The following is a 14,962-nucleotide window of genomic DNA, read 5'->3' on the forward strand; positions in this document are numbered from 1 at the left end:
AAGCTTAGGCGGGAATATCGTTGGACGCCCGACCGCGCTGAGAAGTGAGACGATGACCACAATCGACCGCGGTGGTGAAACGCGCACCCGCATCCTCGCCGCCGCACGCCAGCTGTTCGCCGAGCGCGGCTACGCCGCCACCTCGCTGTCCGACATCGCCGCCCGCGTCGGCCTGACCAAGACGGCCGTGGCCTACCATTTCCACCCCAAGGACCGCCTGGCCGCCGAACTCATCGCCCCCGCGGCCGACGACCTCGTCGCGCTGCTCGATAGCGACCACGGCGGCGATCCCCGCGCCTTCGTCGAGCCGCTCACCACGTTCGTCGTGCGGCACCGGGCCATCGTCGGCCTGCTCATGGAGGACATCGGCGGAGCCGACCAGGCCACCCCCGGCTCGCCCCGCGAGGCCATCCGGGCCTTCCGCGACGAGATCCACGCCCGGCTCGCCGGGCCCTCCCCCGATGACGCCGCCCGGGTACGGGCGTGGGCGGTCATGGGGTCGCTGCAACTGGCGGTGGTCAAGACGATGGAACTGCCCGAGAAGACCGTGCGCGACCTGGTCCTCACCGCCGCGCTCGCCGTCCACGACGCGTTCCCGCCGCCGGAGGCCGGCGAGGCTCCCGGGTCCGCCGCATCCCACGACCAGGCCGGGTGACGGTGACAGGCCACCACGAAGACGCCCCTCCGTCCGCCGCCGGCCCGGAGGCACCGCTCAGGTGGCCCGACGCCGGAGCCGACCCTCCCGCCGACCGCCCCGCCATCCTGCGGGGACTGGAGACGGCGCTGCTGCGCCCGCCGCTGACCGTGCTGATCCAGGGCGAGGCGGGCATCGGCAAGTCCCACCTGCTGGCCGAGACCGAGGCCCTGGCCACGACCATGGGCTACCGCGTCCTGCACGGCCAGGCCCGCGACTTCGGCAGCGGCCTGGCCTACGCCTCCCTCGCCGACGCCCTCGGGCCTCTGCACGCCGAACCGGCCGCGCGCGAACCGCTCAAGGAACTGCTGGACGCCATCGACCAGGCCGCGCTCGGCGTCACCGGCGCCGCCCCGGCCGTGCGCACCGCCAACCTGCTGGAGTCGCTGCCCGGCCGCACCTTCCTCGCCATCGACGACCTGCACCTGGCCGACGCCGACACCGTGGGCGCGCTTTCCTACCTGCCCCGCCGCGTGCGCGGCCTGGTCGTCGCCGGCACCGCCCGCCGGCTCCCCGCCATGGACGCCGACCTGGTGGTCAGGCTCAGCCCGCTGTCGCTGGAGGAGGTCGCCGCGCTGGTGAGCGGCCTGCTCGGCCGGGTGCCGAGCGAGGCGACCGTGCGCCGCGTGCACGCCGAGAGCCGCGGCAACCCGTGGTTCGCCCGCGAGGCGGTGCTCACCCTGGTGCAGGGCGGCGCCGTTCAGTCCGCCTTCCCCGGTGACCGCCGCGGCGCCATCCTCAGCCGGCTGTTCCAGCGCGACCAGGGAGGCCGCAGCCTGGCCCGGGTGCTGGCCGCGCTGCGCCGCACCCGGCCCGCCTCCACGACCGACCTGCCCGCGCTGGCCGAGGTCGCCGGCCTGGACGCGGCCGACGCCGAGCGCGCCTTCGACGGCCTGGTGCGGGACGGCCTGGTCGAGCCCACCCGCGAGGGCGCCTACGAGTTCACCCACCCGCTGGTCGCCGAGGCCCTGTACGCCGACCTCGGGCCGGCCGAGCGGCGGCGCGTCCACGCCCGCATCGCCGAACTGCTCCACCGGCAGGGTCTGAGCGGCACCCGGCGGGTGCTCGAGTGGGCCACCCACGTCGCCGAGGGCGGCAGCAGCGCCGAGGCGCTGACCGCCATGCTGCGCGCCGCCGAACTGACCCGCTGGACGGCGCCGCTGTCGGCCGCCCACTGGTACGGCAGGGCCGCCGAACCGGCCCCCGCCGAGGAGCGCGGCGTGCTGCTGTCCCGGCAGGCCCTGTCGTACTGGAAGGGCTCACGGCCGGCGGACGCCCTGGCCGCCGGCCAGGCCGCCCTGGCCGTGCTCGCCCCCGGGCGCCGGCACACCCGCACCGCGCAGACGATGGTCAACGCCGCGCACGCCATGGGCCGGTACGAGGTCGCGGTGTCCATCGCCGCCGAGCAGCTTCCCCACGCCGACGACCCGACCGCCCTGCTGGCCCAGCAGGCGGTCATCAGCACCCAGCTCGGCCTTCCCTCGGCCGGCCTCGCCGAGGCCGCGTGGCGGGCGCTTCCGGGATGCCCGGCGCAGGACCTGGTGATCACCCTCAGCGCGCTGGCCGGGGACGCGATCATCAAGGCGCGGTGGGAGGAGACCGAACGCGCCCTCGACGCGCTGCTGTCGGCCTCGGCCGCGCTCCCCCCGGCCGGCCGGCTGGCCGGGCTGGAGTCGGCCGCGCACATCCTGGCCAGCGCCGGCGCGCGCACGCGGGCGCTGGACCTGCTTTCGCAGGCCGAGCAGATCTACCGGGGGCTCGGCTGGCACAACATCGCCGGGCAGCACGCGCGCACCATGGCCGTCGTCCGCCGGCTCGGCGGCGAATGGGAGCACGCCCTGCGCGACATCCGCTCCGACGCGGTCGCCCTCACCGAGGCCGGGCTGTGGGAGAACGTCGCCCTGCTGCGCAACATCGAGGTGGACATCCTGCTGGACCAGGGACGCTACGACGAGGCCGGGCGGCTGCTCGCCGATCCGCCGCCCAACTGCGTGCTCCAGCTCTCGCTTCGCGCCGTGTTCAAGGCCCGGCGCGCTCTCGGGCTCGGCGACCGGGGCACCGCCGCCCGCCTGCTGGACGAGGCCGCCTCCGGTCCGCCCGACGTCCGGCACCGCGAGTTCGCCATCCGCGTCAACATGCACGCCAGCGCCGGCGAGCTGGACGCGGCCCGCGCCGCGGCGACCGCGCTCGCCGAGACCGCCCGCACCGGCACCCCGCGGGCGCGGATGTCCGCCGAGCTGGCCGGCGCCATGGTCTTCGGGGACGCCGCCGCCGCCGAGGCCGCGCTGGAGACCGCGCGGGCGGACGGCCTGCGCTTCGAGGAGGGCAAGGCCCGACTGGTCCTCGGCGCGCTCGCCGACGGCTCCCACCTGGTCAGGGCGCACGCCATCTTCACCGACCTCGGCGCCGCCCCCTGGCGTGACCGCGCCGCCCGCGCGATGCGACAGGCCGGGCTGGTCCCCTCCCCTTCCACCGGGCTCACGCCCGTCGAGCGGCGCGTGGTCGAACTGGTCGCCGAGGGCATGTCGAACCCGCAGATCGCCGACGAGCTGCACTACAGCCGCAAGACCGTCGAGGTTTACCTCTCCCGCGTGTACGCCAAGACCGGGCTGCGCTCCCGCGTCGAACTCGCCCTCGCCCACGAACGCGGCGAGGTCTGACCCACCCGAACCCGGCCCTGGACTGGGCCTGACCCCACCCTGGACCCGCGGCCCCACCCCTGCATCCGGAGATCGGGGTCGTCATGGAAGCCTCCGGTATCGCATGGAGACCGGAGCCGGAAGGGGCTCGGTGTACACCCGACAAAGGCGGTGCGGAGAATGTCGGGCGCTCGGGGCCGGTGTGCCCGCACGATGGGGGCATGCACGACATGGATGACATGAATGACATGGATGACACGGCCTTGATATCCCGCTTCCTCCGCGACGGCTTCGTGAAGCTGGAGGGCGCCGTCGCGCCGCGCGTGGCCGCGGACTGCGCGCGGCTGCTGTGGCGAGAGACGGGCTGCGACCCCGACGATCCGGCGACGTGGACGCGGCCCGTGCACTGGGTGGGCGGCATGGCGCAGGGGCCGTTCGCCGCCGCGCCCAACTCCCCGTCTCTGCACCGCGCCTACGACCTGCTCGTCGGCCCGGGACGCTGGGAGCCGCGCTACTCGCTGGGCACATTCCCGCTGCGCTTCCCGCACGAGGAGGAACCGGACGACGCGGGCTGGCACATCGAGGGGAGCTATCTGCCGGAGGGCGAGAGCTGGTACTTCACCAACCTGCGCTCCCGGGGCCGGGCGCTACTGATGCTGTTCCTGTTCAGCGAGGTCGGCGAGCAGGACGCCCCGACCCGGATACGGGTCGGCTCACACCTCGACGTGCCGAAGGTGCTGGAGAAGCACGGAGAGGACGGGGCCAGCGGGCTGGCCCTCGCACCCGATCTGGTGGCGGCGTCCGACCACCGGCCACTCGCCCTCGCCACCGGGTCCCCGGGTGACGTCTTCCTGTGCCATCCGTTCCTGGTGCACGCCGCGCAACCGCACCACGGGGTGCGTCCGCGCTTCATGGCCCAGCCGCCGCTGATGCCGGCCGCGCCGTACGAACTGGAGCGGGCCGACGGCGCGTACTCACCCGTGGAGATCGCGATCCGCCGGGGCCTGGGACAGCACACCCCCGGGCCGGACGGGGACGGCGCCGGCCGCTGCGCCGGGTAGACACCCTTCACCCGCTCCTGTGACCGGGCGGAGAACCAGTCCCCGGCAGCGGCACGTCCGGCGCATCACAGAGCAGGTCTCACCACTCGCCGAGCACCGGCGGCCGAAACAGGCGGCGCCGCCGATGTCGGGTCCCGCGTGGTCGGGCACTGCCTAGTGTGGTGGTCGTCACGAGGAAGGGGGCCGGGCGTGCTGGAGCGGCTGAACCAGGCCATGGAGCACATCGAACGCCATCTCGACCAGGCCGTCGAGGTGGAGGAGCTGGCACGCGTCGCGGCCACCTCGGAGTACCACCTGCGCCGGATGTTCTCCGCGCTCGCGGGCATGCCGCTGTCGGAGTACATCCGGCGCCGCCGGCTCACCCTCGCGGGCGCCGAAGTACTCGCGGGGCGTGAAACGCTGCTGGAGATCGCGGTGCGCTACGGCTACGGCTCCGGGGAGGCGTTCGCGCGGGCGTTCCGTGCCATGCACGGCATCGGACCGGGCGAGGCCCGGCGTACCCGCGCCGCGCTCAGCTCCCAGTCGCGCATGGCCTTCCGCCTCACCATCGAAGGAAGTAGCAGTATGCGATACCGCGTTGTGGACAAGCCGGACTTCACCGTCGTCGGGCTCAAGACTCGGGTGCCGCTGGTGCATGCGGGGCCGAACCAGGCGATCATCGACTTCGTCCGCGCGATCGACCCGCGGACCCTGGAGCGCCTGGAGAAACTCTCCGACCAGGAGCCGCACGGCATCGTCGCGGTCTGCGACGACCTGGACCCCAGCCGCGCCGAGGGCACCGACCTCGACTACTACCAGGGCGTGATCACCTCCGTGGCCGCTCCGGAGGGCACGACCACGTTGGCCGTGCCGGCCGGCGCCTGGGCGGTCTTCACCACCTCCGGGCCGGCGCCGCGGGCCATCCAGGAGCTGTGGCGGGATGTGTTCACCGAGTGGTTCCCGTCGAACCCGTACCGCACCCGCACCGGCCCCGAGATCGTGCGCATCCGCCTGTCGCCGGAGAAGACCGAGGCCGACGCCGAACTGTGGCTCCCGGTGGAGCCCGAACACGGCTGAACAGAGCCCGCCGGGGCAGCCGGGGCGTGACGCCGCTTCCCGCCGTCCTCACGGCGGTGTGCGGCGTCAGCCGGTCATCTCGCCGCCCGGCCCGGGCGTAGGGCAGGCCAGGTGGTGAGGGTGGCGGCGCCTGCCGCGATGGTCAGGCACGCGCCCACCACGCCCAGCAGCAACGGCCCCGGCAGGACGAGCGCGACCGGAGTCGCCATGGCCTCCTCCAACCCCGCGCGCATCCCGAGCAGCGCGGGCAGCGCCACCGCCAGGCCCAGCACCGTCCCGAGGATGACCACGAGCGCCGACTCGGCGGCCACCGTCCCGAGCACCTGCCGGGTCGTCGCGCCGGACAGGCGCAGCACGGTCATGTCGCGGAGCCGGCCGGCCGCCGCCATCATCAGCGTGCCGGCGATCGCCACGGCCGTGTAGCCCGCCGACACGACGACCAGGAAGACGGTGAAGATCCACACGAGCCGGTCGTCCTCGGTGTCGGCCAGGGCCCGATAGGTCGGGAGGTCGACCACCCGGGCGCCGAACCCGGACGGCGGCGGCCCCGCGCGCTCGCCCAGGACGAACGCCTCGTCGGCGAGCACCGACCTGTCATGCGTCCTGACCAGGTCCCGCGGCACCAGTACGCCGCCCGGTCCGCCCTCGACCACCGCGATCACCCGTAGCGGCACCTCGATGCCGTCCTCGAAGGCCGCTCGCACCGTGCGGCCGGGCGTCCAGCCCCACTGGTCCGCCACCCACGACGCGACGGCGATGCCGTCCCCCCGCTCACCGAAACCGTCGAGTGACCCCGACAGCACGCGGAGCCTTCCCCATCCCCGCGCGACCAGCTCGGGGCTGACGCCCGCGGTGGGCGCGGCGTCGCCGTTCCCCCTGTACAAGGCCGTGGTCAGTATGGACGTCGCGCCGGCCGCGGAGACCGCCGCATCGGAAAGGCCGTGCACGCCGTCCGCGACCACCATCGCCTTCACCGGGAAGGAGGCGGTCCGCGCGGACACGAACGCGCCCGCCGTCGTCTGCACCATTCCGGTGATCAGCACGGCGAACCCCACCGTGACGAGTACGGGCGTCGCCGTCGAGGCGGTACGCCTGACCGCGACCAGCGCGCTCTCCCGCACCAGCATTCCCGCCGCGCCGCGCAGCCGTCCGAGCGGCCAGGTGAGCACCCGCACCACCATAGGGACGACGGCCGGACCGAGCAGGGCGAGGCCGACGATGAGCGCCATCGCGGTGGCGAGGCCGGAGCTCACCAGGCCGTCGCCGCCGGTGCTCGCGGTGAGCACCGCGCCGGCCAGGCCGGCGGCGCAGAACAGCAGGCCGGCGATCCACCGGCCGCGCGGCATCGGCCGCTCGTCCGCCCCGGCCTCGCGAAGCGCTTCCAGCGGGCTAACCCGGGCGGCACGCCGCGAGGCCGCCCCCACGCCGATCAGGGCGACGAGCACACCGACCGCGAACGAGCCGGCGAGCGGGACCGGCCGCGGTTCCACCGCGAATCCCCGCGGTTCGAACCCGGCCTCCACCAGCAGGTGTCCGAAGACCGGAGCGAACAGGGCGCCGAGCGCGACCCCCGTCGCCGCGGCGGCGACCCCGACCACGAGCGCCTCGCCGTACACCATCGCGCGGACCTGGCGGGGGGTCGCCCCGACGGCCCGGAGCAGCCCGAACTCGTGCCGCCGCTGCGCCACGCCGAACGCGAACGTCGAGGCCACCACGAAGATCGAGACGAACGCCCCCATGGCGGCCATGGCGGTGAGCACCTGCATCCCGATCCAGCGGATCCGCGCGTCGTCCAAGGGCTCCAGCGCGGCCCGCGCCTCGCCGGCGAACACCCGGCCGCCGCCGCCCGTGACCGCCCGCGCGGCGGCCTCGACCGCGGCGACGTCCGCGTCGGGCGCGGTGACCAGCCCGATCGTCCGCACCCCGGCGGCGAGGGTCTGCGCTTCCTCATCGCTCACGTACACGCCCGGCGCGTCGACGGTGCCCGAGACCGTGTGGACCGCAGGTCCTCTCGCGGTCAGCACGGTGACCCGGGCTCCCGGGGCGAGGCCGAGCGCCCGGTCGAGCACGACCTGCCCCGGGCCCCGCGGCGCCGTGCCAGACGCCAGACGGTAGGGGGCCAGCGCCGCGGTGGACCAGGCGTACCCCTGGTGGGCCTCGACCGGTTCGCCCGCGATGACGGCCTGCGCGTAGAAGGATCTGTCGGGTATGGCCCGCGCCACGCCGGGGATGCCGCCGAGCCGCTCGGTGAGCGCCGCGGCCGTCTCGGGCGACCAGGGCCGGTCGGGGGTGAAGTTCCCTTCCTGCCGCTCGATGGTCGGCACCGCCACCAGGACGGCGGCGCCCGCGAGCCGGGCCGGGAGCCGGGGCCCCGCCGAGAAGAACGCCTGGGAGGTCACCGACACGATCGCCACCGCCAGGAAGAGCGTCACGAACGTGCCGGCAAAGGTGGTCCAGCGCTCGCGCACCCCGGCGACGCCCAGCCACGCGCCACCACCCGAACGCCGCACCCCGCCGCCACCAGAACGTCCCACCACACCACCGCCCGAACGCCGCACCCCGCCGCCACCAGAACGTCCCACCACACCACCGCCCGAACGCCGCACCCCGCCGCCACCAGAACGTCCCACCACGCCGCCTCCCGCACCCTCCGGCCCCGCGCCGCCTCCCGCACGCTCTGACCCCGCGCCACCGGCGGTCGCGTTCAGCATGCCGACCGCTCCAGACCTGCCATGCGGGCCGCGACCGACTCCGCGTCGAGGTTTCCGGTGACCTCCTCCACCAGCCGGCCGTCGGCCAGGAACAGCACCCTGTCCGCGTGGGCCGCCGCGACCGGATCGTGCGTCACCATGACCACCGTCTGCCCCTGGTCGTCGACCATGCCGCGCAGCAGGCCGAGGACCGCGCGCGACGCCTTGATGTCCAGCGCGCCGGTCGGCTCGTCGGCGAACACCACGGCCGGCCGGGTGATCAGAGCGCGCGCGATGGCCACCCGCTGCTGCTCACCGCCGGAGAGCCGGCTCGGCCTGTGACCGGCGCGCTCGGCCATCCCGACCCGTGCCAGCGCCGCGCGAACCTCCGCGGAGGCGACCGCCCGCCCCGCCAGGCGCAGAGGCAGCGAGACGTTCTGCTCCGCGGTGAGCGCGGAGACCAGGTTGAACGCCTGGAAGACGAACCCCACCCGCTCGCGTCGCAGCACGGTCAGAGCGGTCTCTTTCAGCGTGGCGAGGTCGGTGCCGTCGATGACGACCTTCCCACCGTCGGGCCGGTCGAGCCCCGCCGCGCACTGCAGCAGCGTGGACTTCCCCGAGCCGGACGGACCCATGACGGCCGTGAAGGTGCCGGTGGGAAAGCCGGTCGTCACCCCGTCGAGCGCGGTCACCTCATGTGCGGCCGTGCGGTATGTCTTGCTCACCGACCACAACCGCACGGCGTCCGGGGGATCCGTCCCTGCACGCCCCATGCCTGAATTGGTGGCATCCGGGCGACCCGTTCCCGCGCGGTCCGTGCTCAGGCGTTCCAAGGCCGGGTGACCCATGCCTGGGCGGGCCGTCTCTGCGTTCTCCATGACGGCAAGCCAAGCCGGTCGGGGGCGGCCGCACACTGGCGCTACGGCGAGGACCGGAGGTAGACCCAGCACCACTGTGCGGGCTGCGGAGGTCGGATAGCGTCGGACCGTGCTCGCCCGGACCGCCCTGGAGTCCCTCACCCGCAAGCCGTCGGCGTTCCTGCGCTCGCCTTGGCCGTGGCGTTCGCTGGCGTACCTGCTGTCCAGCGCCTATCTCGCCCTTGCCCCCGCCGCCCTGGCCGCCCTCGCGTACCTGTACGGGCTCGCGGTCGCCTGCGCCGTCCTGCCGCCGCTCGTCGTGGTGAGCGGGCTTGCCGCCGCGCGGCTCGAGCGGGCGCGGCTCGGCCTGGTGGACCTCCGCCCCACCGCCGACCCGCACCGGCCCCCCGAACGGCCGGGCGTGCGCGCCTGGTTCGCCACCCGGCTGCGCGAACAGGCCACCTGGCGTGAGATGGCCCTCCTGCCGGTCGCGATGGTCATGTGGTTCGTCGACCTGGGCGTGGCGTTCCAGGCCATCTGGCTGCCGCTGCTCCTGCTGTCGGGACCGTTGCAGCCCACCGTCGACTCCCCGACCGGCTGGCTCCTGGCCGCCGGTGGGCTTCTGCTGTTCCCCGTGGCCGCCTATGTCGTCACCGCCTGGGCGGGCACCCGGGCGAGCATCGTCCGCGCGGTCCTCGCGCCGGACGACACCGAGGTCGTCCGCTCGCGCGCCCGGCTCGTCGACGCCTTCGAGAGCGAGCGGCGGCGCATCGAGCGCGACCTGCACGACGGGGCCCAGCAGCGGCTGGTCTCGCTCACCATGAAGCTGGGGCTCGCCCTGCTCGACCTGCCACCGGGCTCGCCGGCCGCCGTCCAGATCGACCAGGCGCACGGGGAGGCCAAAAGAGCGCTGGCGGAGCTGCGCGAGCTGATCCGCGGCATCCATCCGCACGTGCTGACCGATCGTGGGCTGCCCGCCGCCGTGCTCGACGTGGCGGGCCGGTCGCCGGTGCCCGTCGAGGTGGACATCTCCCTGCCCGCGCGACTGCCCGGCCCGATCGAGGTGACCGCCTACTACGTCACCACCGAGGCGCTGGCGAACGTGGCCAGGCACAGCGCGGCGAACCACTGCCTGGTCCGCGGCAGGCTGCTGGACGACACGCTGGTGCTCCAGGTGGAGGACGACGGGGTCGGCGGCGCCGACCCGGCGGCGGGGTCGGGGCTGTCCGGGCTGGCCGACCGGCTCGCCGTCGTCGACGGCGTCATGACCCTGTCCAGCCCGCCCGGCGGCCCCACCTCGCTTCGAGTGGAAATTCCGTGCCCCCTCTCCGCGTAGCCATCGCCGAAGACGTCGTCCTGCTGCGCGAAGGGCTGGCCGGGCTGCTCGAACGGTTCGGCCACCAGGTCGTCGCGTCGGTCGGCGACGCCGGCGCCCTGCTGGACGCCGTGCGGGAGCACGAGCCCGACATCGTGGTCATGGACGTCCGGATGCCGCCCGACTTCACCGACGAGGGCGTGCGCGCCGCCCTGGCCCTGCGGGCCGACCGCCCGAGGACGGCGGTGCTGCTGCTCAGCCAGTACGTCGAACAGACCTACGCGGCCGAGCTCCTCGACATGGGCGCGGACGCGGGCATCGGCTACTTGCTCAAGGACCGCGTCGGCGACGTCAGGGACTTCGTCGACGCCCTTGAGCGGGTCGCCGCCGGCGGCACGATCGTCGATCCCGAGGTCGTCCGGCAGATGCTCGGCCGCCGCCGCGCCCCGCTGGCCCGTCTGACGCCCCGCGAGCGGGAGGTGCTCGGGCTCATCGCCGAAGGCCGCTCGAACGCCGCCATCGCCCGGCGGCTGGTGGTCACCGAGGCGGCGGTGTCCAAGCACATCGCCGGAATCCTGGCCAAGCTGGACCTGCCCCCCGCCGAAGACGACCACCGCCGCGTCCTGGCCGTCCTCACCTACCTGCGAGGCTGACGGCCGGGCAGGAGTCGAGAGCGGGAGTCAGCGATGAGCCCGAAAGCCGCCGGTCGCCGGGGAGCCCGACACCGCCGGGCTGCTCAACGCCGAAGGCGATGTGCTCTGCTCGACGATCTTCCCCCCGGCGTTGGCGTAGAGCACATAGACCCAGTACGCGAAGTAGGGGGAGGAGAGGTACCGCTTGCCGTCGGCGGTGACCACCAGGCTGACGACTCCGTTGACGTAGCCCATCTTCTTGGCGGCGTCATATTTCAGGATGAACGGCCCGCCGATCGCCTGGTCGGACAGCTTGCAGGCGATGCCGATCTGGTTGTTCACGCCGTATCTCCGCTGCGGCGCGGTGGTCTTCGACGGCCCGGCGCAGTAGCCGGGCGTCTGCCGGGTGCCGTAGCCGAACGCGGCGAAGACCTGCGCGTCCTTCTGGCTCCAGGTGAAGCCCTGACCCCCCACCACCTCGCCGAGTGTGCCCGCGTCCTCCCAGGCGTCCCCGTCGCGCTTGAGACCGTCGTGCACGGTGACGAAGGCGACGTCGAAGTCGAAGTCACCGTGCTGGGTGAAGTGGTTCCAGACGTACCCTGTCTTCCCCGCGTACACCCCGTACGGCGCCTCACCGCGTCTGTACCCCGGGACGAACACCAGGGACTTCACGGCCGCCCTGCCGACGACGTCGTACACGCAGTGGCCCGCGGTCATGACGAGGCTCTGCTCGGCCCCCGATACGGAGGTCGCCGCGCAGGTGTAGTCGCGGCCGCCGCGAGTGAAGAAGACCCGGCCGACCGTCTTGGGCACGCCGGTGACCTTGGGCGGCTTTCCCTTCACCTTCCCGATCTCGTGCGGCTTCCCGGTCGGGAACTCCGGATGCCGCACCTTCTTGACCGGCACGGCCTCCGCGACCCTGGCCGCCTTGAACCGCGCCGGAGTCCAGCCGAGCACGGTCTTGCGCACGGACGTGACGTTCACCATGGATACCTTGACCCAGGTGGGGTCGTCCGCGGGGGCCCGCGCGGAGGCGGGAGCCGCCGTCAGGACGCAGGCCACGGCGGCGACCGCGAGCAGAGGCGGAACGACCCATCGTCGGCTCATCGCACTCCTCAGGAGGTGGGGGCAGCGCAGGCGATGATAACGGATCTTGACCAAGGATCGGTCCAAATTCCCCCACACCGGGCGACCTCCCATCAGTCGCCGACCGGCCCCGTCCGACCGTGGCCGTGACGCCGGACGCGAGCGAACCGCGCGGGACGGGACGCGCCGTGGTCAGGTGTAGGGATCTCCCTACTGCTGCCACCGGATCGGTCGAGGCCATGCTTGGCATATGACATCGCCGATCCTCGAGCACGCGGACAGTGTCTGGCGCGGGTCGGTGCCCCCGCAGGAGGTGCCGCTGCGGGACCTGCGCTCGAGGGGGGTGCAGGAGGTGGCCGAAGGCGTGGTCATGTGGCCGGCGTTCGGCAACGTCTACGGCATCAGGGGGGACGGCGGCCTGGCTCTGTTCGACTCGGGCAACAACGTGGACGCGCGCACGATGCACGCGGCCATGCGCGCCTGGTCGGACGAGCCGGTCCGTTACGCGATCTTCTCGCACGGCCACTTCGACCACGTCGCCGGCATGGAGCCCTTCGACGCCGAGAGCGGCCCGCGGCCCCAGGTGATCGCCCACGAGAAGGTCGCCGCCCGGTTCGTCCGTTACGCCAGGACGGCCGGGTACAACACGGTGATCAACCAACGCCAGTTCGGCTTCACCCGGATGGTGTGGCCGACGAGCTTCCGCCGGCCGGACCTGACCTACCACGACCGGATCGACCTCTCCCTCGGTGACGTCACCCTCGAACTGCGGCACGCGCGCGGCGAGACCGACGACGCCACCTGGGCGTTCCTGCCCGAGCGCGGCGTCCTGCTGACCGGTGACCTGTTCATCTGGGTCACCCCGAACGCGGGCAACCCGCAGAAGGTCCAGCGGTACCCCGACGAGTGGGCTCTGGCCCTGCGCAAGATGGCCGCCCTGTCGCCCGAGGTGCTGCTGCCCGGCCACGGCCTGCCGATCGCCGGCGCGGCGCGCGTGCGCCAGGCGCTGACCGACACCGCCGACTACCTGGACAGCCTGGTCGAGCAGACGCTGGACATGATGAACGCCGGCGCCCGGCTCGACGAGATCATCCACGCCGTCCGCCCGCCCGAGGCGCTGGCCGGCCGGCCCTACCTGCAACCGCACTACGACGAGCCGGAGTTCGTCGTGCGCAACATCTGGCGGCTGTACGGCGGCTGGCACGACGGCAACCCCGCCCGCCTGAAGCCCCCGCCCGACGACGTCCTCGCCCACGCGCTGGCCGACCTGTCCGGCGGGGCGGCGGCCCTGGCCACGCGCGCCGCCACGGCGGCCGCCGAGGGCGACCTGCGCCTGGCCTGCCAGCTCGCCGAGCTGGCCACCCAGGCCGACCCGTCCGACCGAAAGGTGCACGAGATCAGGGCGCGCGTCTACACGCTGCGGGTGCGGCAGGAGACCTCCACCATGTCGCGCGGCGTCTACACCTGGGCGGCGGCCGAGTCGCGCAGCGTGACGACCGGCAAGGACCTGCTCGACGTGTACCACGAGATCGCCGGCGGCCAGATGTGGTGGGTGCCCTCCACCGCCGCCCACGACGGAGGCCGGCCGCCGGGTGCCCGCGGGCCGGCGGCTCCATGAACGCCCGTCCCGCGCCCGGCTTTCCCCCGTAGCCGAGCGCGGGGCGGGTCGACCTTCGCGGAAGGCCGCGCGACCCGGCCCGAAAGCCTTGACGGCACGCTAGTGCGCCGAGGTACGCCTGCGGACCAGCCGGTCGAGCAGGCATTCCAGCTCGGCCTCCGGGTCGCCGGTCAGCCCGGCGTGGACCGGGCCTGTCTGCACGACCGTGCTGCGCGGGGCGGTGAGCCAGCGGAAGCGTCCGCCGAGCGACTCGCCGCGCAGCGGCCCCGCGTCGGCCGAGCACGCGCGCTCGTAGGCCGCCAGCGCCTTGCCGACCTCCCCCACGTCCACGGTCTCGTCCAGCGCGCGGAGCCGGGACTCCTCCAGCTCGGCGCGGGCGCACAGGTAGCCGTTCGGCTGGGAGTAGAGGATCACCCCCACGTTGAGGAACTCGCCGCGGACCACGCAGGGCATGACGCGGATCACCGCGTACTCGTAGACGGCCATCGTCTCGCGGGTATCGACGGAGCCGGCGCGGTGCTCGGGCGGGAGCGCGGTGGTCATCGGCCGGCCTCCGGCAGCCAGGCGCGCGGGCCGTGGGCGCGCGCGAGCAGGTGGTCGACGTAGGCGCGGCGCACGGAGGCGGCGTCGGGGAAGCCGGGCTCGCCCTCCAGCCACTCGTCGGGGACCAGGGCGACGACCTCGCCGAGCAGCTCCTCGGTGATCAGGCCGGGCAGCTCGGCGTCGGCCTGCTTGACGCGCGTGGCGAAGGGCGCGAGCACGTGGTCGCCGGCGTCGAAGCGGCGCTGCGGGTCGGCGGTGCGCCAGTTGTGGTGGAACCACAGCGCGGCGCCGTGGTCGATCAGCCAGATGTCGCCGTGCCAGACCAGCAGGTTGGGGTTGCGCCAGCTGCGGTCGACGTTGTGGACCAGCGCGTCGAACCACAGGACGCGGGAGGCGAGGTCGGCGTCGGCGGTCCAGGCCAGCGGGTCGAAGCCGAGCGACCCGGGCAGGAAGTCGACGCCCAGGTTGTGGCCCTCGCTGGCCTGGAGCAGATCTTGGATCTCCTGGTCGGGCTCGCGCGCGCCGATGCGCGGGTCGAGGTCGACGACCTTCAGCTCAGGGGTGCGCAGCCCGATCCGCCGGGCCAGCTCCGCGCAGATGATCTCGGCGACCAGCACCCGCCGCCCCTGCCCCGCACCGCGGAATTTCACGACATAGGTACCAAGATCGTCCGCCTCGACGACGCCGGGCAGCGATCCCCCCTCCCGGAGGGGGGTCACATAGCGCGTCGCGGTCACCAGTTCGAGCACCCGCCAAGGGTACCCAGCTCTC

General features: G+C 73.9%; 12 protein-coding genes. 7 read left to right on the forward strand and 5 right to left on the reverse strand.

The window, feature by feature from the left end:
- Positions 1-52: 52 nt before the first annotated feature.
- From ABZU32_RS01800 to ABZU32_RS01815, 4 genes are all read left to right on the forward strand, one after another.
- Positions 53-655: a TetR/AcrR family transcriptional regulator gene (locus tag ABZU32_RS01800; RefSeq protein WP_354915737.1), complete on the forward strand. Its 603-nt coding sequence runs from the start codon at positions 53-55 to the stop codon at positions 653-655.
- The gene (locus ABZU32_RS01805; RefSeq protein ID WP_354915740.1) at positions 652-3,354 is read left to right on the forward strand and encodes a LuxR C-terminal-related transcriptional regulator; all 2,703 of its coding nucleotides are present in this window, start codon (positions 652-654) and stop codon (positions 3,352-3,354) included. The genes ABZU32_RS01800 and ABZU32_RS01805 overlap by 4 nt, the downstream gene beginning before the upstream one ends.
- Positions 3,355-3,581: 227 nt before the next feature.
- A complete protein-coding gene (locus ABZU32_RS01810; protein ID WP_354915743.1) occupies positions 3,582-4,394 on the forward strand; it encodes a phytanoyl-CoA dioxygenase family protein in 813 nt (270 codons plus the stop codon).
- Positions 4,395-4,583: 189 nt separating this feature from the next.
- Positions 4,584-5,450, forward strand: a complete 867-nt coding sequence (locus ABZU32_RS01815; protein WP_354915745.1) for an AraC family transcriptional regulator — start codon at positions 4,584-4,586, stop codon at positions 5,448-5,450.
- Between the two features lie 74 nt (positions 5,451-5,524).
- Here the strand turns inward: ABZU32_RS01815 and ABZU32_RS01820 are convergent, their stop codons facing one another.
- Positions 5,525-7,984: an ABC transporter permease gene (locus ABZU32_RS01820; protein ID WP_354915748.1), complete on the reverse strand. Its 2,460-nt coding sequence runs from the start codon at positions 7,982-7,984 to the stop codon at positions 5,525-5,527.
- Positions 7,985-8,154: 170 nt separating this feature from the next.
- The gene (locus ABZU32_RS01825) at positions 8,155-8,913 is read right to left on the reverse strand and encodes an ABC transporter ATP-binding protein (RefSeq protein WP_354915751.1); all 759 of its coding nucleotides are present in this window, start codon (positions 8,911-8,913) and stop codon (positions 8,155-8,157) included.
- Between the two features lie 214 nt (positions 8,914-9,127).
- Between ABZU32_RS01825 and ABZU32_RS01830 the strand changes: the two genes are divergently transcribed.
- Positions 9,128-10,333 carry a sensor domain-containing protein gene (locus ABZU32_RS01830; protein WP_354915754.1) on the forward strand — a complete coding sequence of 402 codons (1,206 nt, stop codon included), beginning with the start codon at positions 9,128-9,130 and terminating at the stop codon, positions 10,331-10,333.
- Complete coding sequence (locus ABZU32_RS01835; RefSeq protein ID WP_354915758.1) at positions 10,315-10,965, forward strand: response regulator transcription factor; 651 nt, start codon at positions 10,315-10,317, stop codon at positions 10,963-10,965. The genes ABZU32_RS01830 and ABZU32_RS01835 overlap by 19 nt, the downstream gene beginning before the upstream one ends.
- Before the next feature lie 27 nt (positions 10,966-10,992).
- Here ABZU32_RS01835 and ABZU32_RS01840 read toward each other — a convergent pair whose 3' ends face one another.
- Complete coding sequence (locus ABZU32_RS01840; RefSeq protein ID WP_354915761.1) at positions 10,993-12,051, reverse strand: hypothetical protein; 1,059 nt, start codon at positions 12,049-12,051, stop codon at positions 10,993-10,995.
- 229 nt (positions 12,052-12,280) lie between these two features.
- On the opposite strand from ABZU32_RS01840, the gene ABZU32_RS01845 reads away from it, so the two are divergent.
- On the forward strand, positions 12,281-13,648 hold the full coding sequence (locus tag ABZU32_RS01845; protein WP_354915764.1) for an alkyl sulfatase dimerization domain-containing protein: 1,368 nt from the start codon (positions 12,281-12,283) through the stop codon (positions 13,646-13,648).
- Positions 13,649-13,747: 99 nt separating this feature from the next.
- On the opposite strand, the gene ABZU32_RS01850 is transcribed toward ABZU32_RS01845, so the two are convergent.
- Positions 13,748-14,134 (reverse strand): DUF3037 domain-containing protein, encoded by a 387-nt coding sequence (locus ABZU32_RS01850; RefSeq protein WP_354915841.1) that lies wholly within the window; start codon positions 14,132-14,134, stop codon positions 13,748-13,750.
- Positions 14,135-14,187: 53 nt separating this feature from the next.
- Positions 14,188-14,940 carry a HipA family kinase gene (locus tag ABZU32_RS01855; RefSeq protein WP_354915767.1) on the reverse strand — a complete coding sequence of 251 codons (753 nt, stop codon included), beginning with the start codon at positions 14,938-14,940 and terminating at the stop codon, positions 14,188-14,190.
- Positions 14,941-14,962 lie beyond the last annotated feature (22 nt).

Source organism: Sphaerisporangium sp. NPDC005288, from assembly GCF_040607475.1.
GTDB classification, from domain to species: domain Bacteria; phylum Actinomycetota; class Actinomycetes; order Streptosporangiales; family Streptosporangiaceae; genus Sphaerisporangium; species Sphaerisporangium rhizosphaerae.

What these genes read in the sequence shown, in the direction of transcription:
- ABZU32_RS01800 (WP_354915737.1), top strand. Translation starts at nt 53, where the DNA reads ATGACCACAATCGACCGCGGTGGTGAAACGCGCACCCGCATCCTCGCC.
- ABZU32_RS01810 (WP_354915743.1), top strand. Translation starts at nt 3,582, where the DNA reads ATGGATGACACGGCCTTGATATCCCGCTTCCTCCGCGACGGCTTCGTG.
- ABZU32_RS01825 (WP_354915751.1), bottom strand. Translation starts at nt 8,913, where the DNA reads ATGGGGCGTGCAGGGACGGATCCCCCGGACGCCGTGCGGTTGTGGTCG.
- ABZU32_RS01840 (WP_354915761.1), bottom strand. Translation starts at nt 12,051, where the DNA reads ATGAGCCGACGATGGGTCGTTCCGCCTCTGCTCGCGGTCGCCGCCGTG.
- ABZU32_RS01845 (WP_354915764.1), top strand. Translation starts at nt 12,281, where the DNA reads ATGACATCGCCGATCCTCGAGCACGCGGACAGTGTCTGGCGCGGGTCG.
- ABZU32_RS01850 (WP_354915841.1), bottom strand. Translation starts at nt 14,134, where the DNA reads ATGGCCGTCTACGAGTACGCGGTGATCCGCGTCATGCCCTGCGTGGTC.